This window comes from Luteibacter sp. SG786, assembly GCF_011759605.1.
Classification (GTDB): Bacteria; Pseudomonadota; Gammaproteobacteria; order Xanthomonadales; family Rhodanobacteraceae; genus Luteibacter.
The window spans coordinates 354,478-377,513 of sequence record NZ_JAAOYX010000003.1; the positions used below are offsets into that span (position 1 = coordinate 354,478).

A 23,036-nucleotide genomic window follows, 5' to 3' on the forward strand; every position below is an offset into this window, starting at 1 on the left:
CCCCAGCGAAACCAATGCCACGAGGAGGCGGATGGTGAAGCAAGGCACTCCGCGCCTCTACGACGAGGCGTTCGAACACGACAGCTGCGGCTTCGGTCTCGTTGCGCAGATAGACGGTCACGCCAGCGCGGCGCTGGTCGACACGGCATTCGCGGCACTGGCGAAGCTTTCGCACCGCGGTGGCGTCAATGCCGACGGCATCAGCGGCGACGGTTGCGGCGTGCTCCTGCGACGTCCGGTGGAATGGCTGCGCGCGCTCGCCGGTGAGTCCGGCATCAGGCTTGCGACGCATTTCGCCAGCGGCCTCGTGTTCCTCGATCCGCAGGGTGACGACGCGGCGGCGCGGGTGCTGGAAGCCGAGCTTGCCCGCGTGAACCTTTCGGTGGCCGGCTGGCGCGACGTCGCGGTGGACGCTTCCGCCTGCGGTCCCCTGGCTGCCTCGTCGATGCCGCGCGTTCGGCAGGTATTCGTCGATGCGCCGGGCGATCTGCCCTCCGCGCAGTTCGAGGCGAAGCTCTTCCGGGCCCGCCGCCGTGCCGAACTCGCATTGGCGAACGATCCGCACTTCTATGTCGTGTCGCTTTCCGGCGAGGTGGTCGGGTACAAGGCCATGGCGGCACCCGGCCGACTCCGCGACGTGTATCCCGACCTTGCGCACCCCGCCCTCGTCGCCGACGCCGTGGTGTTCCACCAGCGCTTCTCCACGAACACGTCGCCGCAGTGGCGTCTGGCCCAGCCGTTCCGGTTGCTTGCCCACAACGGCGAGATCAACACCATTCGCGCGAACCGCCGCTGGATGCAGGCGCGCACATCGGTGCTGCGGTCGGAACGGGTCGATCTTTCCGACATCGGGCCGCTGGTGCGCCAGAGCGGATCGGATTCGGAAAGCCTCGACAACGCGCTGGAAGTGCTGCTCATGGGCGGCATGGACCTTCTCGCTGCCATGCGCGTGCTGGTGCCGCCGGCCTACGCGGCGCGCGAGGACATCGACGAAGACCTCGCGGCGTTCTACGAGTACTACGCGCTGCACAGCGAACCGTGGGACGGCCCCGCCGGCCTCGTGATGTGCGACGGACGCTACGCCGCGTGCACGCTCGACCGGAACGGCCTGCGTCCCGCGCGCTGGTCGCTTTCGGACGACAACCACCTCATCGTCGCGTCGGAAGCGGGCCTTTGGGACGTTCCGTCGGCTCGCATCGTCGCCAAGGGACGTCTTGCGCCCGGCGAAATGATCGCCGTGGATTTCCAGGAGCATCGCCTGCTGCGCGACGCCGACATCGACGCGATCAATCGCGCCCGTGCTCCTTTCCGCGACTGGTTGCGCAAGGGCGTCACCTATCTCGAATCCGACCTCATCGATCCGAGCCTGGCCGCGGAACCGCTGCCGGCGGACGAGCTGCGCCGTTACCAGAAGCTCTACGGCCTGTCGCGCGAGGAGTGCGAGTCCGTACTGAAGGTGCTCGCGGAAACCGAGGCCGAGGCCACGGGCTCGATGGGCGACGACACGCCCATGGCGGTGCTGTCCCGACAGATCCGTCCGCTCTTCGACCGCTTCCGGCAGGGCTTCGCGCAGGTGACCAACCCGCCTATCGATCCGCTGCGCGAGCGGCTGGTGATGTCGCTGGTCACGCAGATCGGCCAGGAACGGAACATCTTCGACCTCGGGCCGGAGAACGCGAAGCAGATCCTCCTGAACTCGCCGATCCTCTCGCAACGCAAGCTGCGCCAGATCCTCGCCAATCCCGCGTATGCCGACACGCCTCGCTTCGACCTGATGTACGGGGCGGACGAAACGCTCGAGCAGGCGCTGCGGCGCATTTGCGACGAGGTGGAGGCCGCCGTGCGGCGCGGCGTGCAGATGGTGTTCCTGAGCGACCGTTACCCGCGGCGCGACCTCCTGCCCATCCATGCCTTGCTCGCCACCGGTGCCGTGCACGCGCGCCTCGTCGACACCGGCCTGCGTTGCCAGTGCAACATCATGGTGGAGACGGCCACGCCGCGCGATCCACACCATTTCGCGTGTCTGCTGGGTTTCGGCGCCACGGCCATCTATCCGTGGCTCGCCTACCAGAGCCTGTTCGACATGGGCCGCACCGGCCATATTCGCAACGGCGAGGGTGCCCCTCGCGAGATCGGCCGCAACTACCGCCGCGGCATCCGGAAGGGCCTGTTGAAGATCCTGTCGAAGATGGGTATCTCCACCGTCGCCGGTTATCGCGGCGCACAGCTTTTCGAGATCGTGGGCCTGGCACCCGAGGTGGTGGCGCTGTGCTTCCCCGGCACGCCGTCGCGTATCGGCGGCTCCGGCTTCGCCGATCTCGAGCAGGAGCAACGGCTGCTGGCCGCCGAGGCCTGGGACGAGGCGCAGGCACTGCGTGCCGGCGGCCTTTTCAAGTACGTGCATGGTGGCGAGTTCCACATGTACAACCCGGACGTCATCGCCAGCCTGCAGGTGGCGGTACGAACGGGCGACTGGGCCGACTACGAGAAGTACGCCCGGTACGTCGACACGCGGCCGCCCTCGGCGCTGCGCGATCTGCTCGTGCCGCGCGCCGCCACGCCGATTCCGTTGGACGAGGTGGAGCCGGTCGAGGACATCCTGAAGCGGTTCGATTCCGCGGGCATGTCGCTGGGCGCCTTGTCGCCGGAAGCGCACGAAGCGCTGGCCATCGCGATGAATCGCCTGGGGGCGCGCAGCAATTCCGGCGAAGGCGGTGAAGACCCCTCGCGCTACGGCACCGACCGTGCGTCGAAGATCAAGCAGGTGGCATCGGGCCGCTTCGGCGTCACGCCGGCTTACCTCGTCAATGCCGAGGTACTGCAGATCAAGATCGCTCAGGGCGCGAAGCCGGGCGAGGGCGGCCAGCTGCCCGGGCACAAGGTGGACGCGACGATCGCACGTCTGCGTTACGCGAAGCCGGGTATCGGCCTCATCTCGCCGCCGCCCCACCACGACATCTATTCGATCGAAGACCTCGCGCAGCTCATCCACGACCTCAAGGAAGTGAATCCGCAGGCGTTGGTCTCGGTCAAGCTCGTATCCCATGCGGGTGTCGGCACCGTCGCCGCCGGCGTGGTCAAGGCGGGCGCCGACCTCATCACCGTGTCCGGCCATGACGGCGGCACCGGCGCGAGCCCACTCACGTCCATCAAGTATGCGGGTACGCCTTGGGAGCTGGGCCTCGCCGAAACGCAGCAGACCCTGCGCCTGAACGATCTGCGCGGTCGCGTGCGCCTGCAGACCGACGGCGGCCTGAAGACAGGCCTCGACGTCATCAAGGCGGCGATGCTCGGCGCGGAAAGCTTCGGCTTCGGCACGGGCCCCATGGTCGCCCTCGGCTGCAAATACCTTCGCATCTGCCACCTCAACAACTGCGCCACCGGCGTCGCCACCCAGCATCCCGTACTGCGCGAGAAGCACTTCCTCGGGCTTCCGGATATGGTGATGAACTACTTCCGCTTCATCGCGGAAGACGTGCGGCGCCATCTCGCGCGGCTGGGCGTGCGCTCGCTGGCCGAACTGATCGGTCAGGGCGACAGGCTCGAACAGCGGGACGGTGTCACGCCGGTGCAGGAGCGCCTCGACCTGTCGCCCCTCATCGGTGCCGACGGGCTCGGCACGCAGGTGGATTTCGCCTGCACGTTCGCGCGCAATCCTATGCGTGATCCGGCCGCCCTCGCCAACCGCATTGCGGCGGACAGCCGCCTCGCCGTGGCGGAAGGCTCCGGCGGCACCTTCCATTACCCCATCGTCAACACGGACCGGGCCATCGGTGCCCGGCTGTCCGGCGACGTGGCGCGGCGTTGGGGCGACGCGGGCATGGCGGAGCGGCCGGTGAACCTGCACCTCACCGGCGCGGCCGGGCAAAGCCTCGGCGCCTGGAACGCGGCGGGCGTGCACATCGACCTCACCGGCGAAGCCAACGACGGCGTGGGCAAGGGTATGGCCGGCGGCCGCCTGGTCATCCGCCCCCCGGCCGACTCGCCCTTCGCGAGTCAGGACGCGTCCATCATCGGCAACACCTGCCTCTACGGCGCCACGGGCGGCGAACTTTTCGCAGCGGGGCAGGCGGGCGAACGTTTCGCCGTGCGCAATTCCGGCGCGCTGGCCGTGGTGGAAGGCGCGGGCGACCATTGCTGCGAATACATGACCGGCGGTGTCGTCGCGGTGCTCGGCCGCACCGGTCTCAATTTCGGCGCGGGCATGACCGGCGGGTTCGCCTATGTGCTCGACATCGATCGCAACTTCGTCGATTGCTACAACCATGAACTCGTCGACATCGTGCGCATCTCGCACGAAGGCATGGAACACTACATGCAACACCTGCGCCGCCTCATCGCACGCCACGCCGAACTCACGGGCAGCGCCTGGGGCGCCCACCTGCTCGGCGACTTCCGCGGCCTGTTGCAGCGCTTCTGGCTGGTGAAGCCGAAGGCCGCCAGCCTGGACGCGCTGGCGGAAGAACTGCGGAGTGCCGCATGAGCGCGAAGGATTTCCGTTTCCTCGACATACCCCGGCAAACACCGCGCACGGTGCCCGTCGCGGTGCGGGTGCTGGGTTACGGCGAGATATCGGGCGACTTCGCACCCTCGGAGGCCAGTTCGCAATCCGGTCGCTGCATCGACTGTGGCAATCCTTATTGCGAGCACGCGTGCCCGGTACACAACTACATTCCGAACTGGCTGAAGCTGGTGCAGGACGGGCGCCTGTTCGAGGCGGCCACGCTCATGCACGAGACCAACCCGCTGCCGGAAATCTGCGGCCGCGTGTGTCCGCAGGACAGGCTTTGCGAAGGCGCGTGCACGCTGGAGCAGGGCGACTTCGGTGCGGTGACCATCGGCAGCGTGGAGCGCTGGGTCACCGACGAGGCCATTCGTCAGGGCTGGCGTCCCGACCTCTCGCGCGTGCGCGAAACGGGTGCGCGCGTGGCCGTCGTCGGTGCAGGCCCTGCGGGACTCGCGTGCGCCGATCGCCTGCGTCGCGCCGGCATCGCCGCCGATGTCTTCGACAGGCAGCATGAGATCGGCGGCCTGCTCACCTTCGGCATTCCTCCGTTCAAGCTCGACAAGACCGTGGTGCGCACACGGCGCATGGTGCTGGAGGGCATGGGCGTCCGCTTCCATCTCGGCGTGGAGATCGGCCGCGACATCGCCTTCGACGAACTGCTGACCGATTACGACGCCGTGTTCGTCGGTACCGGTGCTTACACGTACGTGGACGGACAGCTCGACGGGCGCGATCTGCACGGCGTGCACGATGCCTTGCCTTTCCTCATCGCCAACACCGAGCGGCTGCTGCGCGAGGAAGCGCCGGCAGCCGAGTACGACCTCGCCGGCAAGCACGTGGTGGTGCTGGGCGGTGGCGACACCGGCATGGACTGCAATCGAACGGCGATCCGTCTCGGCGCAGCTTCCGTCACGTGCGTGTATCGGCGCGACGAACCGAGCATGCCGGGCTCGCGGCGCGAAGTGGGTTATAGCCGCGAAGAAGGCGTACGCTTCCTTTTCCAGCGGCAGCCGGTCGCCCTCGTGGGCAGTGACGACGGTCGCGTGAAGGCCGTTCGCGTGGTGGAAACACAGCTCGTCGAAGACGGCAATGGCCGCCCGTATCCGCAGAACGTGGCAGGCAGCGAAACGGACCTTCGCGCCGACGTCGTGATCCAGGCCTTTGGCTTCCAGCCCAGTCCGCCGGACTGGTGCGACGCCTTCGGCATCGAGCGCGATCGCCATGGCCGTATCATTGCCGGCGGCGAAGGCAGGCTGCCGTTGCAGACGAGCAATCCGCGCGTGTTCGCCGGCGGCGACAACGTGCGCGGTGCCGACCTCGTGGTGCGCGCCGTCTACGACGGCCGCGAAGCCGCCGCTTCCATCGCAAGACTTCTCGCGACGAAGGAAACGAGAAACACCGTCGCTGCCTGACCCGCCGCCCCTGCGAAGGCAGGGGCCAAGGTCTGGCAAGGAAGGAAAACAAGAAGCGCTGTCGCCACCCGGGCCGTCGCCCCTGCGAAGGCAGGGGCCCAGCGACTTGGCTTTCGCCCTTGGCTTCAGGCCCACACGCGCCCACAATGCCCCCATGCTCCCCCGGGCCACTACCTTATGTGCCTGATCGCTTTCGCCTGGCAGGCGCATCCGCGCTGGCGCCTGGTGCTCGTCGGCAACCGCGATGAATTTCACGCCCGTCCGACCGCGCCGCTCGCGGCATGGGACGAGGCACCACAGATCGTCGCGGGCCGTGACCTCGAAGCCGGCGGTACCTGGGCCGGCGTCGGCGCACGCGGTCGCGCCAGCGTCATCACCAACGTGCGCGACCTCACCGCCGATCACAGCGGCATGTCCCGCGGGCTGCTGGTGGCCGATTACCTCGGTTCCACGGTGCCGGCGCGCGAGCACGCCATCGAACTCATGGGCAGTGCCGTGCAATACCGGCCCTTCAACCTGCTCACCTTCGATCGCGAGGACGCGTACTACCTCGGCAACCATCCTCATGCGCGCGCCCAACCTGTGTCGCCTGGTGTGCACGGGCTGAGCAACGCGGACTTCAACGCGCCATGGCCCAAGACCCAGGCCCTGGTACACCGCCTGGAAGGCTGGCTTGCCACGGGTGGGGACGACGATGTGGACGTGCTTTTTGAGATGCTTTCCGATCAGGGCCGCTGGCCGGACGATGTCCTGCCCGATACCGGCATCGGCATCGAGCGCGAGCGCTTCCTCTCCAGCGCGTTCATCGTCGGCGAACACTACGGCACCCGCGCCAGCACCGTCGTCCTGGTGGACAACGATGACCGAACCACCATCGTGGAGCGCCGCTTCGGCCCGAACGGCGTGCCCGACGGTCAGACCCGTTTCGACCTCTGAAGGCAGGGTAGGCGGCGGCATTCCCCGCCCGCAGTCCAAAGACTTTTGCTTTTTCGACAATTGAATCGGCACTCGCAAGCCCCGAAGCTGTGGGCATCACTTTCCCCTTACGGAGCTTCCCATGCAGATCGACCTCAGCAAGCGCACCGCCATCGTCACGGGTTCAACGGCCGGCATCGGCCTCGCCATCGCCACCGGTCTTGCCAAGGCCGGGGCCTCGGTCGTGATTACCGGACGCACCCAGGCCCGGGTGGACGAAGCCATCGCCGCGGTGAAGAAGGACGTGCCGAACGCCAAGGTGAGCGGCGTGGCCGCCGACCTCGGGACGAAAGAAGGAGCCGACGCGCTGATCAAGGCGGTTCCCCAGATCGACATCCTGGTGAACAACCTCGGTATCTTCGAACCGCGCGACTTCTTCGAGATCGACGACGCCGAATGGACGCGCTTCTTCGACGTCAACGTTATTTCCGGCGTGCGCCTCTCCCGTCACTATGCCAAGGGCATGGCCGAGCGCGGCTGGGGTCGTGTGCAGTTCATCTCCAGCGAATCGAGCATCCAGACGCCGCCGGAGATGGTGCATTACGGCGTGACCAAGACCGCGCAGCTTGCGGTGTCGCGTGGCCTCGCGGAAGTGTTGACGGGTACGGGCGTTACGGTGAACGCGGTGCTGCCGGGCCCGACGCTCTCTGAAGGCGTGAGCGAGTTCTTCGGCAAGATCGCGAAGAACGGCGGCAAGACGCAGGAAGAAGTGGAAGCCGAATTCATCAAGACGCACCGTCCCACTTCGCTCATCCAGCGCCTGCTGAGCGTGGAAGAAGTCGCGAACGTCTCGGTGTTCCTCGCTTCCGAGCAAGCCTCCGGCACCACCGGCGCATCGTTCCGCGTGGACGGCGGCGTGGCTCGTCTGATTCTCTGACCACCGCACCGCCGGCTCCCACGCAAGCATGCGAGCTTTGTGTGGGAGCCGCTTCAGCGGCGATGGGTGCTCGCGACAAGCGTGCCCGCTGCCGCGGGATCGCCGGCATAGCCGGCTCCCACAGATACCTCCCCAAACACGAGGTTTCCTCACAAGCATGCGAGCTTTGTGTGGGAGCCGCTGCAGCGGCGATGGGTGCTCGCGTCAAGCGTGCTCGCCGCCGCGGGTTGGTCGCTCAATCGCCCACTTGGCAAAGGATGCGCGCAAACGCCCCGTCGTCCCGCTGAAATTCCGGCCGCGGCGAATGGAAGCGGCGATCGCTCGAGGCGACCGACGTCACCTTGTCCATGCGGAAGAACTTCCACCCCGCCGACGCACCGGAAGCGCTTCCACCCGCCACCTGATAGGCGCTCAGCAGTCGATTGCCCGCATGGTCGTCGCCGTACACGTAAGGCTGCACGAGTCGCTCTTCGCCGCCGTATTCGACTGTCAGAAGATGCATCGAGCGGATCGCCTCGCAGATGATGTCCTCGAAGCGGCTCACGACAGTTCACCGTCCACGTAGAACCACCTCCCGTCCTCGCGAACGAAGCGGCTGACCTCATGCATGCGCTCGGCCTTGCCGCCGCCGATGCGAAGGCGCGCGACGAACTCGACGATGGCGGTATCCGGCGTGGGGTTCTCGTGACGCTTCACGGAGAGGCCGAGCCACGTCGGTGCGGGCGATTGCGTTGAGAGACCGAGGGACGGTGGCCGCGTATCGCGGTGCCACGTGGCGAGCAGATAGTGCTCCAACCCGAGTACATACGCGCTGTAGCGCGAGCGCATCAGGGCCTCGGCCGTCGGCGCGGGCGAGCCGGCATGCCACGGACCGCAACAGGCGGCATAAGCGGCCTTGTCGTTACACGGGCAGACGGAGGGAACGGTGAATTTCGTCATTGTCGTTCTGATGTGGGAACGCCAGGATGCGTTCAGTCCACCTTGCCGGATACGATCAGGGGCGTGAGGTCGTAACCCATGGTGACAGCCTTTGCCTTGAGCGACTCGAACGTGGCTCGGTCCATGGCCGGCGTGCGGGAAAGAATCCACAGGTATTTCCGGCTCGGTTGCCCGACCATGGCCCAGCGATAGTTCTCGTCGAGCGCGATCACCCAGTATTCGGCCCACACCATGGGCAGCCACGACAGCCAGGCCGGGGCGAAACGTACTTCCAGCTTGCCTTGGGAGAACGGCTCCGGCCGTCTGGCCACGCCGTCGCTGGCAATGGTCTTGCCTTCGGCAGTGACGCATTGGTTGTGTACACCGATGGTTCCATCGGCACGGGGTGTGTAGGTGGCCGTCACGCCGGTCTCGCACTTGCGCTGGAAATACATCGGCAGCCGGGCAATCTCATGCCAGGTGCCGGCGTAGCGCTCCAGATCCAGGTGACTGACGGCGATGACGGGTGCCGTTGCGATGGGAGGCATGGCGGGATTCCGTTAGGACGACCCCCTACGATGCGCATTGGGGGTGAACCTCATTTGAATCGCGCCGCCAGCCGCATTCCCCGCGGCGCGGAGGCGCTCAGTCGCGAGCGTTGACGATCCTGACGAGCAGAGCAACCGCACCGTCGTCGAGTTCGACCGACTGCGGTGCGATGACACTATCGCCGGTCGCGCAGGCGACATCGCCGAAGAGCGCCGTGCCACGGGCAAGATGAAGCAGCTCGGCACCGTGCGCCTCGACATGTCCCGGCCCGTGCACGACATCGACCGCCCCCCGCACCGCGCCACGACGAACCATCAGATTGAAATCGCGCGTCGCTCCGCCGGCAAGCGTGACCTCGACCTGCGCTTCGCCCGGGAAGGCGAATGGCTTGAAGGGTGTCGTCAGGGCGTGCTCGCACTCGCCGTCGAGCGTCATCGTGAAGCCGTCGCCCTGGAGCAGCACGATGGTCCGGTCGATGCCGGGAAATCGCGAGAAGGGCGACGCGGTGTCGACGTCCGCGATGCTCACCCGCCATAGGAAGTCGTCCATCGAGGCGCCGGGCGGCTCGACGGCGATCTCGCGCGTGATGCCCAGGCCGTTCTTCCACGGCACGGCTTTCAGTTCGTCGAAACGGACGATCTTCATGCGACGCGTTCGATATCGCGGGCGAAAGGCGGCAGGGCGCGCAGCATGCCCGTGCCGTAGCGTTTGGTGACGACACGACGGTCGAGCAGCACGATGCGACCTGTATCGGTTTCCGTGCGGATGAGGCGGCCGCAGTACTGCGTGAGCAGTCGCGTGGCATCGGGCACGCTCACCTCGATGAAAGGATTGCGGCCGCGCGATTCCAGCCATTCGGCATACGTGGCGCCGACCGGATCGGTAGGCACCGCGAACGGCAGCTGGGTGACCACCACGGTTTCGCAGAGCTTGCCAGGGAGGTCGAGGCCTTCGCCGAATGAGGCCAGCCCGAACAGCGTGCTGCCCTTGCCGGCTTCGATGTCCTCTCGGTGCTCGGCGATCAACTGGGCTTTCGACAACGAGCCCTGCGCCCGTACCTTGCGCACGAATTCGATGGGCAGGATCTGCAGCACGCGGTCGAGCTTCGCGCGCGAGGTAAACAGCACGAGATTGCCCGCGTTCCAGTCGAGGTGCTTCGCCAGCCAGTCCGATACCTCCCGTGCGTGACCCTCGCGGTCGTCGGGGAGCGAGCTGAGGGCCGGCACCGTGAGCCTGGCCTGGCGTTCGAGGTCGAACGGCGAGGGCAGGCTGATCGTCACGGCATCGTTGGGCAGGCCGACCGAATCGGCGAAGCCGCGGAAGTTGCCGCCGGCGCTGAGCGTGGCCGAGGTCATGACCACGGCGGACGCGTTGTCCCAGAGCACGCTGCGCAGCAGTCCGCCAGCCGACACCGCCGACGCGTGGCACACCAGCTGCTGCTCGGGCGTCATGCTCACCCAGCGCGCGAGGGGCGGGCCGTCCTCGCGGTCGTCGGTCGACCATGCGTACCAGGTGCGCACCTGGCGATCGAGGCGTTCCAGCGCCACGCCGAGTTCGCGGGACAGCGCCTCCTGCGTGGGGCCGCCGGCCTCCATTTCCACGACCGTGCGGCGCACCGTGCGCAGCCAGCGCTGGATGTCCTTCGTGACGAGGTGCAGGTAGTCCGCGTGCGCCTTCCAGTTTTCCGGAAGCTGGCCAAGCGAGGCGCGGAACACGGGCTCCGTTTCGCTCGACGAGGGTGTCCATGACAGGCGGATCTCCCGCTCCATCTCTTCCAGCGCGTTAGACATCTCGAGCATCTTCTCGTCGCCCTGCTCGAGCGTGAGGTTGCCGATGCTTTCCTTGTCCGTGAGCGAATACGCCGCGTGGATCTGGTTCTGCAGGCGGCCGATGCGGCGTACAGCGGTGGCGAGGTGCACGTCGGCGGCACCGCGGTCGATGGCCTTGCCGGGCACGTGGTGCGCTTCGTCGAAGATATAGAGGGTTTCTTCCGGCTTCGGCAGGATCACGCCGCCGAAGGTGTCCTCGTCGCGCGGCATCGTGAGGTCGGCCAGCACAAGGTCCTGGTTCGCCACGACGATGTCGGCATCGCCGATCGCGCGGCGTGCCACGAAGAACGGACACACGGCAAAGGCGCCGCATTTCCGTCCGGTGCATCCGCCAGCGCTGGTGGTGACCATGCCGCGCACGAGATCGGAAAGCGGTTCGGGGCTAGTGTCGATGTCGCCGTTCCACTCGCGCGACTCGAATGCCTTGCCGAGCTTCTCGATGGCCTTGGTGTCGCGCTCGGCGGGCGGACGCGACCATAGCGCGAGTTCCGCATCGAAATCGAAGCCGCCCTGCGCCGAAGGCTCCGCTCCGGCCATGCGCAGGTTGCGCGGGCAGAGGTAGCGGGCACGGCCCTTGGCGAGCGCCACCTTGGCCTCGACACCGCACAGGCTCAAATACTGCGGAATGTCGCGCTGCACGAGTTGTTCCTGCAGCGCCACCGTGGCGGTCGCGATGACGAGCTTCTTCTTCTGCGCCCGGGCAACTTCCAGGCCGGCGATCAGATAGGCCATCGACTTGCCTGTGCCGGTCGGCGCCTCGATGACGGCCGCGCCGGCCGGCTCGGCCAGCGCCTTGGCCACCTCGGCAATCATCTTCAGCTGCGAGGAGCGGCCGCGGAATCCCGTCAGGCCATCCTTCAGCCGCGCATAGGCGGCGCGGATCGCGGCTTTGGTGTCGTCGGTGAGCATCGATGGGCGCGGGTACGGGAAGGGTAGCCTTGCAAGGTTACCCTATCGCCGTCTGAAGCCCACGAACCTCAGGCGTGACGGTTCATCCCGGGCGGCGGTGTGCCCACACCGGCGACGAGGCCGGCCACCACGTAATTGTGTTCGGTCCAGGTGCCGTCGGCCTGCTGCACGTGGATCTCCACGGGCCGGCCCAGTTCGGCGGACAGGCCGGGGGCGATGTTCTCGGCTGCGGCAAGGGCGGCCGCCTGGGAATCGTACGGACCGAGCAGGAGGGATGCCGCACGGCGCACGATCCACGGTCCCTGTGTCGATTCGCTGTACGGAATGAACAGTTGGGCGGAGCTCGAAGCCATGGAACCCTCACGAAGTCAGGTGAACCAGACGATCGAGGCCGCTGGATGCGGCCTCGAGGTCCACGCTACGCCCGGGGGGCTAAAAAACCCGTTAAGCCTGTTTGTCCAATGGGTTACAGCGCACTTCATGGCGGCGGAAGCACTCCGGCGCGTGGCTGTTGATGAGCCCTGTGGCCTCCATCCAGGCGAACACGATGGTCGGGCCGACGAAGGTGAAACCGCGCTTCCGCAGGGCCTTCGATACCTGTTCCGACAGCGGGCTGTTCGGGGGCACGGGGCCTTCCCAGTCGATGGGCCGGCCCCCGACGAACTGCCAGGCGAAGGTGGCGAAATCCTCGCCGGCCTCCCGCATCGCCAGATAGGCCCGGGCGTTGCGGATGCTTGCCTCGATCTTGCTGCGCGAGCGGATGATGCCGGCGTCGGCCAGCAGGCGCGCGACATCGCCGTGGCCGTACGCCGCCACGCGCTCCGGATCGAAGCCGTCGAAGGCACGCCGGAAGCCGTCGCGCCGGGCGAGGATCGTGCGCCAGGACAACCCCGCCTGGAAGCCGTCGAGCACCAGCTTTTCCCAGAGCTTGCGGCTGTCGCGTTCGGGCACGCCCCATTCCCGGTCGTGGTAGTCGCGCAGCAGTGCATCGGTGTCGCCCCAGGGGCAACGTACGAGGGCTTCGGTCCTGGGCGGGGTCATTCGCCAAGCCTCGCACCCATGCGCGTTCGGGTCTACCATCGCCCGCTTACCCACCGAACAAGCGGGTCCCCATGCCGCCACTCGATGCCACTATCTCCATGCCCGACGCCATCGTCTCGGTGCAAGGCCTCTCCAAGACCTACAAGACCGGGTTCCAAGCGCTCAAGCGCGTGGATCTGGAAATCCGCCGCGGCGAGATCTTCGCGCTGCTTGGACCGAACGGTGCCGGCAAGACCACCCTGATCAGCATCGTCTGTGGCATCGTCAACGGTAGCGAGGGCACGGTGATCGTCGACGGTCACGACATCGTGCGCGACTACCGCGCCGCGCGCGGCCTCATCGGCCTGGTGCCGCAGGAACTCTCCACCGACGCCTTCGAAAGTGTCTGGGCCACGGTGAAATTCAGCCGCGGGCTGTTCGGCAAGGCGCCGGACCCGGCGTACCTGGAAAAGATCCTGCGCGAGCTGTCGCTGTGGGAGAAGAAGGATTCGAAGATCATGACGCTTTCCGGCGGCATGAAGCGGCGCGTGCTGATCGCGAAGGCCCTGGCGCACGAACCTCGCGTGCTGTTCCTCGACGAACCGACCGCGGGCGTCGACGTGGAGCTTCGCCACGACATGTGGCAGATGGTGCATCGCCTGCGCGAGTCGGGCGTCACCATCATCCTCACCACGCATTACATCGAGGAAGCCGAGCAGATGGCCGACCGCATCGGCGTGATCAATCGCGGCGAGCTGGTGCTGGTGGAAGACAAGCACACGTTGATGCGGAAGCTCGGAAAGAAGCAATTGTCGCTGCAATTGCAGACACCGCTCGAGTCGGTGCCAGAAGGTCTCGGCGAATGGCCGCTGGAGTTGTCGGACGACGGCAGCTGTCTCACCTACACCTTCGACGCACAGGGCGAACGCACCGGCATCGCCGAGCTTCTGCGCAAGCTGAATGCCCTGGGCATCGACTTCAAGGATCTGCATTCGAGCGAGAGTTCGCTCGAGGACATCTTCGTCAGCCTGGTGAGGAGCCGCGCATGAACCTCTACGCGATCCGCGCCATTTATCGGTTCGAAATGGCCCGCACGTTCCGCACGCTGATGCAGAGCATCGCGTCGCCTGTGCTTTCCACGTCGCTCTACTTCGTGGTGTTCGGCGCCGCCATCGGTTCGCGCATGGGCGAGGTGGGTGGCGTGAGCTATGGCGCCTTCATCATCCCCGGCCTCATCATGCTGTCGCTGCTCAACGAGAGCATCTCGAACGCGTCGTTCGGCATCTACATGCCGAAATGGGCGGGCACGATCTACGAACTGCTGTCGGCCCCCGTGTCGTACGTGGAGGTGGTGCTCGGCTACGTCGGTGCCGCCGCGACAAAGTCGGTGATCCTGGGTCTGCTGATCCTGGTCACGGCGCGCCTGTTCGTGGCCTATGAGATCCAGCATCCCTTCTGGATGGTGGCCTTCCTGCTGCTGACCGCCGTCACCTTCAGCCTGTTCGGTTTCATCATCGGGCTTTGGGCGGACGACTTCCAGAAGCTGCAGGTCGTGCCGCTGATGGTGATCACGCCGCTCACTTTCCTCGGCGGAAGCTTCTACTCCATCTCGATGCTGCCGCCGGTATGGCAGAAGATCACGCTGTTCAACCCGGTGGTGTACCTCGTGAACGGATTCCGCTGGAGCTTCTACGGCACGGCGGACGTGAACGTGGTCGTCAGTGCGGCGGCCACGGTCGGGTTCCTGCTGGTGTGCCTCGGTATCGTCTGGTGGATCTTCCGCACCGGGTGGAAGCTGAAGTCGTAGCGTTTTTCCGGTCGGGGTGCCGAGCGGCAGTGGTGGGGAACGAGTCGCTGGGTTCCTGCCTTCGCAGAAACGACGAACCTGGCCGGGGTCGCCCCTGCGCAGGCAGGGGCCCAGCGACTTCCGCGCCCTTACGGCTTGCCGATGAAATCCATCTTGCCCAGCGCCACGCCCGCGCCGCGCAGGATCGCGTACGCCGTGGTGCAGTGGAAGTAGATGTTGGGCAGCACGAAGCCCAGCAGGTAATCCTGGCCGCGGAAACGCAGTTCGTTCGTGCGCGTCTGCAGCACCACTTCGCGGTCTTCGCTGCCGTCGATCTCTTCGGGCTTGAAGCCCTTCAGCAGATCGATGACGTACGCGATGCGCTTCTGCAGTTCCTCGAACGTGGTCTCGTTGTCCTCCATCTTGGGCACGTCCTTGCCGGCCAGGCGGAAGGCGGCGCCCTTCGCCATGTCGGTGGCGATCTGCACCTGGCGAATCAGCGGAAACATGTCGGGCGTGATGCGCGTATGCAGCAGCACTTCCGGCGCGATGTTCTTTTCGGCGGCGTGCGCGGCGCCCTTGGTCAGTACGCCGGACAGGTTAGTCAGCGCGCGGACGAGCACCGGCACGCAGGCTTGGTACATGGTGATGGACATGGGGTCGTAGGCTCTTCTGGTGATGGGCGGCCGGTCGGCCGCGGCGGCATATTGTGCGGCCCCGTTGGCGGCGCGTCGACGGCGATCCCGGTTAGCATGGCGGCATGAGCCCCATGGACGCGCACCCCGAACGTACCGAGACCGTCCAGCGCGCCAGTCGCCTCCGTCGCGCCCAGCGTCTGCTCGATCGCCTGTTTCGCAGCATGCCCCTGGAAAGGCGCTTGCGTATCGGCGCCTTCATGGCTTTCAAGGTGGCCTTGTCGGCCAGCGTCGCCTACGCGGTCGGCCAGGCGCTGCACACCGAACAGGCCTTCTGGGCGGCGATCAGTGCGGTGGCCGTCACGCAACCCCATTTCGGCGATACCCGGGGCGCGGGTCGCGACCGCTGCCTGGGCACCGTGCTCGGCGGCATCGCGGGCTTCCTCGGATTGTGGGCCGGTGGTAGCGGCAATATCCTGGCCTTCGCGCTGGGTCTCGGGCTGGTGACGATCGTCTGCTGGATGGCCAATGCGGCGGCCGCGGCGCGCATAGCGGGAATCACCGCGGCCATCGTGCTGCTGGTTCCCAGCGCGGGGCCGAGTTGGGAGGTGCCCCTGATGCGCCTGGGCGAGGTCGTGCTCGGCACGCTATGCGCCCTCGTCATCGGCTGGGCGGTCTCGCGGCTGGAAGAGCGCGTGGAACAGAAGGAAGAAGAGGGAACCGCATGATCATGCGAACGCGGCACAGCGAACGTCATCGACTCTCCCGCATCGGTTGGCTGCGCGCCGCCGTGCTCGGCGCCAACGACGGCATCCTTTCCACCGCCAGCCTTGTCGTCGGCGTGGCCTCGGCACCCCAGGCTCGTCCCTCCGACATCCTTATCGCCGGTGTGGCCGGTCTCGTGGCGGGAGCCATGTCGATGGCCGCGGGGGAGTATGTCTCGGTGAGTTCCCAGGCGGACAGCGAAAACGCCGAACTGGCGCTGGAATCGCGCGAACTGCGCGACGATCCGCAAGGGGAGCACAAGGAGCTGGCCGAGATCTACGTGCAGCGCGGACTCGACCGGGCGTTGGCGGCGCAGGTCGCCACGCAGCTGATGGCGCACAACGCGCTCGAAGCCCATGCGCGCGACGAGCTGGGCCTTTCGGACACCACGGCCGCTCGCCCCTTGCAGGCCGCCATCGCTTCGGCCATCAGTTTCGCGAGCGGCGCGCTGCTGCCTCTTCTGGCGGTGATTTTCTCGACGCGGAACCTCGCGGCGCCGGTCACTGTGATCGTCTCGCTGCTGGGGCTGGCGATCCTCGGCGGCCTCTCGGCCGCGATGGCCGGATCGCCCGTGGTTCGCGGCGTGGTTCGCGTGCTGTTCTGGGGTGCGGCGGCAATGGCGCTCACCGCGGCCGTGGGACGCCTGTTCGGCGTGGCGGCGTAGCGCTGCGGCAAGTAGGCCCGCTGCCGCGGGATCGCCGGCAAAGCCGGCTCCCACAAGGCGGGGCTTTGGTGAGGGGCGGACGCTTTGTGTGGGAGCCGCTTCAGCGGCGATGGGTGCTTGCGACAACCTGAACCGCTGCCGCGGGATCGCCGGCAAAGCCCGGCTCCACAAAGGGGCGCCTCTGCGATTCAGCCGGCCACGCAGCGATTCCTGCCGCCGTTCTTTGCCGTGTAAAGCGCGAGGTCGGCGCGGTCGAATACGGACTGCGGCGTGTCGCCGGGCTGGAACTGCGCCAGTCCGATCGACGCGGTGACGCGTACCGGCTGCCGGCTGGCGTGGAAGGCCAGGTGCTGGATCTTGCCGCGCAGGCGTTCGCACACCTGCAACGATTCGGCTTCGTCCGCGCCGTCGAAGATCACGATGAATTCCTCGCCGCCATAGCGCGCCACGAAGTCGCAAGGCCGCACATGTTTCAGCAGGGCCTGGCCGATGATACGCAGCACGGCATCGCCGGCGGTATGGCCGTAGGTATCGTTGATGCTCTTGAAGTGGTCGATGTCGATGGCCGCGACGCACAGGGGCCGCGACGTGGCCTGCCAGCCCTCGAAGGCTGCTTCAATTCGTTTCTCGTACGCCAGTCGGTTGGGCATGCCGATCATGGTGTCGGTCTGCGCCAGTTCGTGTTCGCGTTCGAGCGAGCGCTGCAAGGTAGTGCGCTCGGTCTCCAACTGTTCGATCCGCTGGCGCATCTTTTCCGCACGTTCGCGGTACGCGGTGAGGCGTGCGCCTTCGCGTTCGCGGAAATCGCGGAAGCAGAGGGCGATCGTTTCGAGGCTGCGGTTCACGCGCTCGCGAAGCTCGTGTGCGTCGTCGATCTCCAGCGCCGCCTCGCCGAGCAGGCGCATCTCGTGCGCCACGGACGCGTCGAGCGCCTGCCCGTTGGATTCACCCGTGGACTGGTCGGCCAGCTCACGGGACATGTACTGGCTCATCTCGTCGAGGCGGCCGGTGACGTGGCGAAGCACCACCTGCAAGGCGTCGATCTCGCGCTGCAGGCCGATGCGCTGCTCGTTGATCAGGTCGGCCAGGCGGTCGCCGCAGGCGGCGAGGGCCACGAGGTCGCCCGCGTCGGCCACCTGGTGGCGCAGGTCGTTGGCCCGGTCGGCCAGGCGCGGTAGCACGACGATGCGGTCCACCAGCCTGCTGAGCGACGATTGCACCGACGAGCCGTGTTCCGTGCGAGGGGGCCGTCCGATGGAGATGGAGCGTTCCTGGTAGCCGGCGACGGGTTGGTCGCCCAGCGCCTGGATCGCCTCGGCCAAGTCGGCTACCAACGGCTCGAGGGCCATGGGCTCCATCGGCCCCGAGAGGGCGGCGGACAGTCGTTCGATGTGCGGATCGACCTGGTCGTGGGCACCGTGCGCCACCCGACCCAGGCAACCTACCAACTGGCGGAGAAGCGATTCCGCGGTGCGCCATTGCCCTTCTTCACGGGTCAGGCGATCTACGGCTTCGTGGTATTTGCTTTCCCAGAGCTGGTTGTCCAAACGCACGCTCCGACCGTTCGCGTCAGTTGCCGATTCGAATCACATCATACGATGAAGTTTGCGAATTAGCTCACGTTTTCCGGGCTCAGCGCGGGCCCCCGCTCGCCCCGGGTGGCGCGCGCCGCGACCACGATACCCACCGCCACGAGGGCGGCCGCGAGGAGGAACGGCATGCCCGAGACATGGAACGTCCGGGCCGGGTCGATCCAGTAGGCGAAGATCTGCGCGAACAGGTAAGGGCCGAAGATCCCGGCGAAGCTGCCCAGGCTGGTGACCCCGCCCTGGAGGCGGCCGTGTTCGTCGGGGGCCACGTGCCGGGTCATGATCGACTGGATGGGCGGGCCGGCCAGTCCCCAGAGCGACATGAGGGGAATGCCGATGAGGAAGGCCCAGCCGACGGACGCGAGCCCCATGACGGCGAACGCCGCGGCCCCGAAGAACAGTCCGGCCAGCATCACGCGCCGCTCGCCGAAGCGGGTGACGAGGCGCCCGGTGAGGAAGGCTTGCACGGTACCGTCGCACGCGCCTACCAGGGCCAGCACGTAGCCTACCTGCTGCGGTCCCCAGCCATACCGGTAGTCGGCATAGAGGACGAAGACGGTCTGCAGCACGTAGTGCGCGAGATAGAAGGTGAACATCACCACCGAGAGTCCGAACACCTGCGGATTCCGCCGCAGGAGCTTCATCGCGCCAAGTGGATGGGCCGTGTGCGGTTCGAACCGGGCCGCCCGTTTTTCGGGCGGCAGCGACTCGGGAAGGATGAAGAATCCATAGAGGAAGTTCGTGAGTGCGAGCCCCGCGGCGACCCAGAACGGCAGGCGAAGATCGATGCCACCGAGGAAGCCGCCCAAGGCCGGCCCGATGATGAAGCCGATGCCGAACGCGCCGCCGAGCATGCCGAAGGCTGCCGCGCGTTTCTCCGGCGGCGTCACATCGGCGATGTAGGCATTGGCGGTGGTGAAGCTGGCTGCGGTCATGCCGGATATGACCCGCCCGACGAACAGCAGCCACAAGGACGGCGCGACCGCCATGAAGATGAAGTCGAGGCCCAGCCCCAGGTTCGACAGCAGCACCACCGGGCGCCGTCCGAAGCGGTCGGAGAGGGCGCCCTGGATCGGCGAGAAAATGAACTGCACGATGGCGAACACTGTGCCGAACACGCCCACCCACCACGCCGCGTTCGACACGGTGCCGCCGGTCATCTGTTCGATCAGGTGCGGCAGCACCGGAATGATGATGCCGAACGCCAGGATGTCGATCAGCACGGTGACGAAGATGAAGATCACCGCGGCGCGGCGAACGGGGGTGTGGCTATGCGCTTCCATGGGGTCCGTCTACACGAGTTGTTTGAGGCGCGGCTTCACCACGGGCATCGTGAGCATGGTGCTTGCCACGGCCATCAGCAGCAGTGCGGTGAAGGTTTCGCTGGTGATCACCTGCCTGTCGAGCAGGATATTGACGAAGATGATCATGATCAGCGCCTTGGTCTGCAACAGCCAGCCAATGATCCACGCGTCGCCGCGTGTCCAGCCGAGGAGCTTGCCGGCCAGGCCGACACCCGCCAGCTTTCCTGCGACCGAAGCCACCAGCAGTACGCTCGCCGCGACGAACACCGCGGTGCCGCCCATCGCCCAGTTGGTGCGCAGCCCTGTGGAAAGGAAAAAGATGGGCATCATCACCAACAGCACGTTGTGGCGCAGCTTGTCCACGTTCTCCAGCGTGAACCAGTCGCGATCCATGACGGCGCCGGCGAGGAAGGCACCCACCATGTAATGCAGGCCGGACCAGTCGGCCCCGTATGCACACACCGCCAGCCAGACCAGGCCCACATACCAGCGGTCGGTTTCCTCGAGCCGCGCCATCAACCGGCGAAACAACCACGCGACAACGGCGAAACCGGCGAGGAAGGCCACCTGGTGGCCCACGCGTTGCCAGTCGAGCAGGATGATCGCGAGCACGCCCCAGATGGCGACGTCGTCGAGGCTGGCATAGCGCAGTACCCGCATGCCGAGCGGCTCGCGCAGGACGTTGAGTTTCTCCAAGAAGAGGATAAGGATGGGCAACGCGGTGACCGCGCACGACATGCCGATGCCCAGCACGAACTGCCACGGAGCGGCAGCAGGCCCTATCCAGCCGTCGCGCCACGCCAGCATGCCCACCGCGACAAGGCAGCCTGCGACCAGGGGGCCGGCGAGGGCCAGGCCGGCCGTGGTGCCGCACTCGCGCCGGCGGCGCCAAACCTCGTGCAGGTCGAGCTCGATGCCGGCGAGCCAGACGAACACCATCACCGCCCACCACGCGATGCCGTTCAACGCGCCGATCACCGGCGGGGCGAACACGGTGGCGTAGTAATCGGGAAACGCCTTGCCCAGCACACCGGGTCCAAGGACGATGCCGGTGACGATCTGCACCACCACAAGCGGTGCCCAGTAATCGGTACGCCCCACGCGCCAGATGAGGTACGGCACGGCAAGGATGATCGCCATGGCGATCAGGAACATTTCGGTCGTATTCATTGGCCCTCCCCAGGGAGTGCCGAGAATAGCCGAAACCCGCGGGCTTGCCCTCGCCGTTACCGGGGAGGCTGGGCGAGTTCCTTCGCGTTCAACACGCCGTCGTGGTTGCGGTCCAGCTTGTGGAACTGTTGGATGAGGTTGCGCTGGAATTCGTCCAGGTGCACGGGTCTTGCCCCGGGGCGCATCGGGCCGTCATTGGCGTCCAGCACGCCGTCGCCGTTGACGTCCATGCGCAGGAAACCCTGGCTCATGTACCGCACGTATTCCGTCTCGTCGATGCGGCCGTCGCCGTCCGCATCCATGCGGCGCAGGTATTCCGCCGGGGTGCGGGGGAAGTCCTGGGCGAAGGCAGGCGCGAGGAAGACGAAACCGGCAAGCAGGGCAAAGGGACGTCTATTCATGGGCCGGCAGTCTGCGCGAATGCAGGGCGTTTGTCGCCCCGTGCCGGGCAGGAGTACCTTTGGCCTTTGGCAGACCCCATCCAAGGAAAGCTTCCATGATTCATGACAGCATCCTCGACACCATCGGCCGCACGCCGGTCGTGCGCCTGCACCGCGTCGCCCCCGCGCACGTCACGCTCTACGCGAAGGTGGAATCGTTCAATCCCGGTGGGTCCGTGAAGGACCGCCTGGCCATCGCCGTGATCCTCGACGCCGAGCAGAAGGGGCTGCTGAAGCCCGGCGATACCGTGATCGAAGCCACCTCCGGCAATACCGGCGTTGCCCTCGCGATGGTCTGCGCGGCCAAGGGCTACAAGTTCGTGGCGACCATGGCCGACAGTTTCTCCGTGGAGCGACGCAAACTGATGCGCGCCTATGGCGCCAAGGTGATCCTGACGCCTGCGGCCGAGCGCGGCAGCGGCATGGTCCGCAAGGCCGAGGAGCTTGCCGCGAAGCACGGCTGGTTCCTGCCCCGCCAGTTCCAGAACCCCGCCAATCCGGCGTACCACCGCAACACCACGGCCGCCGAGATTCAGCAGGATTTCGCGGGGCGCCGCCTGGATGCCTTCGTCACGGGCTGGGGCACGGGCGGCACGCTTACCGGCGTGGGGGAGGTGCTCAAGGTGGCTCGGCCGGAGGTGAAGATCGTGGTGGCCGAGCCGGCCGTGGCCTCGATGCTCCAGGACAAGCCCTGGTCGCCGCACAAGATCCAGGGCTGGACGCCGGACTTCGTGCCCGACGTCCTGAACCGGAAGATCTTCGACGTGGATATCCCGGTGGACGAGGTAGTGGCGCGGGACACGGCCCGCCGGCTGGCATCCGAAGAAGGTGTGTTCGTGGGCGTGTCTGCGGGCGCCACGGTGGCCGCCGCACTCGAATATGCCAAAAGCGCCGAAAAGGGCAGCGTCATCCTGGCCATGCTTCCCGATACCGGCGAGCGCTACCTCTCGACGTTCCTGTTCGAGGGGGTGGAGGAAGGCACCGACGAGGCGTGGTTAAGCAGTCTGTCCTGACCGGGGCCGCTTCGGCGGCGATGGGGGCTTGCGTGGACGTGCCCGCTGCCGCGGGATCGCCGGCATAGCCGGCTCCCACACAGAGCAGACGGCTTTTTGTGGGAGCCGCTTCAGCGGTGATGGGGCTTGCGTGGGCGTGCCCGCTGCCGCGGGATCGCCGGCATGGCCCGGCTCAAAGTGTCGGCGGCCGTCATCGAGACGCCACGCCGACACTGCGCTGCCGTCACGCGCCAAGCGTCAGCGTGGGGTCCTCGAACGAAGGAGGCCACCTGCCATGACATTTTTCCGTAGCAAGAGCGTGGGCGAAGAATTGCTCGGCCGCGCCCATCGCATCGCCGGCGCCACGATGGGAAGCCATCCGCACGAGGCCTTCGGGGCGGCGCGCGAATACGCCGGACGGGCCGGCATGATGGCGAGCGACGCGTTTGGCGGCGCCACGCGCGGCGTGCGCCGGCACCCCGCAATCAGCGTGGCTGTTGGCGTCGGCATCGGTGCGCTTGTTACGGCGTACGTGCTGGCGCGCCGCGCGCGGTACACCCACGACGACTACGACGAACACGATCCCACGCGCCAGCGCCCCACGAACAGCAGCGGCGATGCGCTGGACGGCTCTGGGGAAGACAATCCGGTGCCGGGCGAGTCGGGTTTCTATTGACGATGTCGCGGTGAAACGC

At 66.8% G+C, this 23,036-nt stretch carries 22 protein-coding genes; 10 read left to right on the top strand and 12 right to left on the bottom strand.

Features of this window, described 5'->3' with window-relative positions; translation table 11 throughout:
- Window positions 1-31 precede the first annotated feature (31 nt).
- From gltB to FHS47_RS17540, 4 genes are all read left to right on the top strand, one after another.
- Window positions 32-4,483 (top strand): glutamate synthase large subunit, encoded by a 4,452-nt coding sequence (gltB, locus tag FHS47_RS17525; RefSeq protein WP_167031212.1) that lies wholly within the window; start codon window positions 32-34, stop codon window positions 4,481-4,483.
- Complete coding sequence (locus FHS47_RS17530) at window positions 4,480-5,919, top strand: FAD-dependent oxidoreductase (RefSeq protein WP_167031215.1); 1,440 nt, start codon at window positions 4,480-4,482, stop codon at window positions 5,917-5,919. Before gltB ends, FHS47_RS17530 begins: the two co-directional genes overlap by 4 nt.
- Window positions 5,920-6,096: 177 nt before the next feature.
- On the top strand, window positions 6,097-6,855 hold the full coding sequence (locus FHS47_RS17535; RefSeq protein WP_167031218.1) for an NRDE family protein: 759 nt from the start codon (window positions 6,097-6,099) through the stop codon (window positions 6,853-6,855).
- 121 nt (window positions 6,856-6,976) lie between these two features.
- Window positions 6,977-7,771 carry an SDR family oxidoreductase gene (locus tag FHS47_RS17540; protein WP_167031221.1) on the top strand — a complete coding sequence of 265 codons (795 nt, stop codon included), beginning with the start codon at window positions 6,977-6,979 and terminating at the stop codon, window positions 7,769-7,771.
- Window positions 7,772-8,006: 235 nt separating this feature from the next.
- On the opposite strand, the gene FHS47_RS17545 is transcribed toward FHS47_RS17540, so the two are convergent.
- From FHS47_RS17545 to FHS47_RS17575, 7 genes are all read right to left on the bottom strand, one after another.
- On the bottom strand, window positions 8,007-8,315 hold the full coding sequence (locus FHS47_RS17545) for a hypothetical protein (RefSeq protein ID WP_167031224.1): 309 nt from the start codon (window positions 8,313-8,315) through the stop codon (window positions 8,007-8,009).
- Entirely contained in the window at window positions 8,312-8,710 is a 399-nt protein-coding gene (locus FHS47_RS17550; protein WP_167031227.1) for a YchJ family metal-binding protein, read from the bottom strand. The genes FHS47_RS17545 and FHS47_RS17550 overlap by 4 nt, the downstream gene beginning before the upstream one ends.
- Before the next feature lie 32 nt (window positions 8,711-8,742).
- Window positions 8,743-9,237, bottom strand: coding sequence for a lipocalin family protein (locus tag FHS47_RS17555; protein WP_167031230.1), 495 nt, complete (start codon window positions 9,235-9,237; stop codon window positions 8,743-8,745).
- A 97-nt stretch (window positions 9,238-9,334) separates the two neighbouring features.
- A complete protein-coding gene (locus tag FHS47_RS17560) occupies window positions 9,335-9,883 on the bottom strand; it encodes a HutD family protein (protein ID WP_167031233.1) in 549 nt (182 codons plus the stop codon).
- Window positions 9,880-11,976 carry an ATP-dependent DNA helicase DinG gene (dinG, locus tag FHS47_RS17565; RefSeq protein ID WP_167031236.1) on the bottom strand — a complete coding sequence of 699 codons (2,097 nt, stop codon included), beginning with the start codon at window positions 11,974-11,976 and terminating at the stop codon, window positions 9,880-9,882. The genes FHS47_RS17560 and dinG overlap by 4 nt, the downstream gene beginning before the upstream one ends.
- A gap of 68 nt (window positions 11,977-12,044) precedes the next feature.
- Window positions 12,045-12,329 carry a DUF2188 domain-containing protein gene (locus FHS47_RS17570; protein ID WP_167031239.1) on the bottom strand — a complete coding sequence of 95 codons (285 nt, stop codon included), beginning with the start codon at window positions 12,327-12,329 and terminating at the stop codon, window positions 12,045-12,047.
- A 91-nt stretch (window positions 12,330-12,420) separates the two neighbouring features.
- Window positions 12,421-13,017: a DNA-3-methyladenine glycosylase I gene (locus FHS47_RS17575; protein ID WP_208382115.1), complete on the bottom strand. Its 597-nt coding sequence runs from the start codon at window positions 13,015-13,017 to the stop codon at window positions 12,421-12,423.
- Between the two features lie 98 nt (window positions 13,018-13,115).
- Between FHS47_RS17575 and FHS47_RS17580 the strand changes: the two genes are divergently transcribed.
- Both FHS47_RS17580 and FHS47_RS17585 read left to right on the top strand, forming a co-directional pair.
- The gene (locus tag FHS47_RS17580) at window positions 13,116-14,045 is read left to right on the top strand and encodes an ABC transporter ATP-binding protein (RefSeq protein WP_167032313.1); all 930 of its coding nucleotides are present in this window, start codon (window positions 13,116-13,118) and stop codon (window positions 14,043-14,045) included.
- Window positions 14,042-14,803 carry an ABC transporter permease gene (locus FHS47_RS17585; RefSeq protein ID WP_167031244.1) on the top strand — a complete coding sequence of 254 codons (762 nt, stop codon included), beginning with the start codon at window positions 14,042-14,044 and terminating at the stop codon, window positions 14,801-14,803. The genes FHS47_RS17580 and FHS47_RS17585 overlap by 4 nt, the downstream gene beginning before the upstream one ends.
- Window positions 14,804-14,931: 128 nt before the next feature.
- Here FHS47_RS17585 and FHS47_RS17590 read toward each other — a convergent pair whose 3' ends face one another.
- Window positions 14,932-15,438 carry a DUF1993 domain-containing protein gene (locus FHS47_RS17590; protein ID WP_167031247.1) on the bottom strand — a complete coding sequence of 169 codons (507 nt, stop codon included), beginning with the start codon at window positions 15,436-15,438 and terminating at the stop codon, window positions 14,932-14,934.
- A 104-nt stretch (window positions 15,439-15,542) separates the two neighbouring features.
- Between FHS47_RS17590 and FHS47_RS17595 the strand changes: the two genes are divergently transcribed.
- Together FHS47_RS17595 and FHS47_RS17600 are read left to right on the top strand one after the other, a co-directional pair.
- Window positions 15,543-16,145 carry an FUSC family protein gene (locus FHS47_RS17595; protein WP_208382117.1) on the top strand — a complete coding sequence of 201 codons (603 nt, stop codon included), beginning with the start codon at window positions 15,543-15,545 and terminating at the stop codon, window positions 16,143-16,145.
- 2 nt (window positions 16,146-16,147) lie between these two features.
- Window positions 16,148-16,846, top strand: coding sequence for a VIT family protein (locus tag FHS47_RS17600; protein ID WP_167032319.1), 699 nt, complete (start codon window positions 16,148-16,150; stop codon window positions 16,844-16,846).
- Window positions 16,847-17,034: 188 nt separating this feature from the next.
- Here FHS47_RS17600 and FHS47_RS17605 read toward each other — a convergent pair whose 3' ends face one another.
- The 4 genes from FHS47_RS17605 to FHS47_RS17620 are packed head-to-tail and all read right to left on the bottom strand — an operon-like array spanning window position 17,035 to window position 21,310.
- Window positions 17,035-18,399 carry a GGDEF domain-containing protein gene (locus FHS47_RS17605; protein WP_167031250.1) on the bottom strand — a complete coding sequence of 455 codons (1,365 nt, stop codon included), beginning with the start codon at window positions 18,397-18,399 and terminating at the stop codon, window positions 17,035-17,037.
- Window positions 18,400-18,458: 59 nt separating this feature from the next.
- Entirely contained in the window at window positions 18,459-19,718 is a 1,260-nt protein-coding gene (locus FHS47_RS17610; RefSeq protein WP_167031253.1) for a TCR/Tet family MFS transporter, read from the bottom strand.
- A gap of 9 nt (window positions 19,719-19,727) precedes the next feature.
- The gene (locus tag FHS47_RS17615; protein WP_167031255.1) at window positions 19,728-20,909 is read right to left on the bottom strand and encodes a cation:proton antiporter; all 1,182 of its coding nucleotides are present in this window, start codon (window positions 20,907-20,909) and stop codon (window positions 19,728-19,730) included.
- A 56-nt stretch (window positions 20,910-20,965) separates the two neighbouring features.
- Window positions 20,966-21,310 carry an EF-hand domain-containing protein gene (locus FHS47_RS17620; RefSeq protein ID WP_167031258.1) on the bottom strand — a complete coding sequence of 115 codons (345 nt, stop codon included), beginning with the start codon at window positions 21,308-21,310 and terminating at the stop codon, window positions 20,966-20,968.
- Window positions 21,311-21,405: 95 nt separating this feature from the next.
- Between FHS47_RS17620 and cysK the strand changes: the two genes are divergently transcribed.
- Window positions 21,406-22,362 carry a cysteine synthase A gene (gene cysK / locus FHS47_RS17625; RefSeq protein WP_167031261.1) on the top strand — a complete coding sequence of 319 codons (957 nt, stop codon included), beginning with the start codon at window positions 21,406-21,408 and terminating at the stop codon, window positions 22,360-22,362.
- A 274-nt stretch (window positions 22,363-22,636) separates the two neighbouring features.
- The gene (locus FHS47_RS17630; RefSeq protein WP_167031264.1) at window positions 22,637-23,017 is read left to right on the top strand and encodes a hypothetical protein; all 381 of its coding nucleotides are present in this window, start codon (window positions 22,637-22,639) and stop codon (window positions 23,015-23,017) included.
- Window positions 23,018-23,036: the final 19 nt, after the last annotated feature.

Bases quoted from the DNA above. Each gene is read 5' to 3' on its own strand.
- gltB (WP_167031212.1), top strand. From the start codon at position 32: ATGGTGAAGCAAGGCACTCCGCGCCTCTACGACGAGGCGTTCGAACAC.
- FHS47_RS17530 (WP_167031215.1), top strand. From the start codon at position 4,480: ATGAGCGCGAAGGATTTCCGTTTCCTCGACATACCCCGGCAAACACCG.
- FHS47_RS17535 (WP_167031218.1), top strand. From the start codon at position 6,097: ATGTGCCTGATCGCTTTCGCCTGGCAGGCGCATCCGCGCTGGCGCCTG.
- FHS47_RS17540 (WP_167031221.1), top strand. From the start codon at position 6,977: ATGCAGATCGACCTCAGCAAGCGCACCGCCATCGTCACGGGTTCAACG.
- FHS47_RS17550 (WP_167031227.1), bottom strand. From the start codon at position 8,710: ATGACGAAATTCACCGTTCCCTCCGTCTGCCCGTGTAACGACAAGGCC.
- FHS47_RS17555 (WP_167031230.1), bottom strand. From the start codon at position 9,237: ATGCCTCCCATCGCAACGGCACCCGTCATCGCCGTCAGTCACCTGGAT.
- FHS47_RS17560 (WP_167031233.1), bottom strand. From the start codon at position 9,883: ATGAAGATCGTCCGTTTCGACGAACTGAAAGCCGTGCCGTGGAAGAAC.
- dinG (WP_167031236.1), bottom strand. From the start codon at position 11,976: ATGCTCACCGACGACACCAAAGCCGCGATCCGCGCCGCCTATGCGCGG.
- FHS47_RS17570 (WP_167031239.1), bottom strand. From the start codon at position 12,329: ATGGCTTCGAGCTCCGCCCAACTGTTCATTCCGTACAGCGAATCGACA.
- FHS47_RS17575 (WP_208382115.1), bottom strand. From the start codon at position 13,017: ATGACCCCGCCCAGGACCGAAGCCCTCGTACGTTGCCCCTGGGGCGAC.
- FHS47_RS17580 (WP_167032313.1), top strand. From the start codon at position 13,116: ATGCCCGACGCCATCGTCTCGGTGCAAGGCCTCTCCAAGACCTACAAG.
- FHS47_RS17585 (WP_167031244.1), top strand. From the start codon at position 14,042: ATGAACCTCTACGCGATCCGCGCCATTTATCGGTTCGAAATGGCCCGC.
- FHS47_RS17590 (WP_167031247.1), bottom strand. From the start codon at position 15,438: ATGTCCATCACCATGTACCAAGCCTGCGTGCCGGTGCTCGTCCGCGCG.
- FHS47_RS17595 (WP_208382117.1), top strand. From the start codon at position 15,543: ATGAGCCCCATGGACGCGCACCCCGAACGTACCGAGACCGTCCAGCGC.
- FHS47_RS17600 (WP_167032319.1), top strand. From the start codon at position 16,148: ATGCGAACGCGGCACAGCGAACGTCATCGACTCTCCCGCATCGGTTGG.
- FHS47_RS17610 (WP_167031253.1), bottom strand. From the start codon at position 19,718: ATGGAAGCGCATAGCCACACCCCCGTTCGCCGCGCCGCGGTGATCTTC.
- FHS47_RS17615 (WP_167031255.1), bottom strand. From the start codon at position 20,909: ATGAATACGACCGAAATGTTCCTGATCGCCATGGCGATCATCCTTGCC.
- FHS47_RS17620 (WP_167031258.1), bottom strand. From the start codon at position 21,310: ATGAATAGACGTCCCTTTGCCCTGCTTGCCGGTTTCGTCTTCCTCGCG.
- cysK (WP_167031261.1), top strand. From the start codon at position 21,406: ATGATTCATGACAGCATCCTCGACACCATCGGCCGCACGCCGGTCGTG.
- FHS47_RS17630 (WP_167031264.1), top strand. From the start codon at position 22,637: ATGACATTTTTCCGTAGCAAGAGCGTGGGCGAAGAATTGCTCGGCCGC.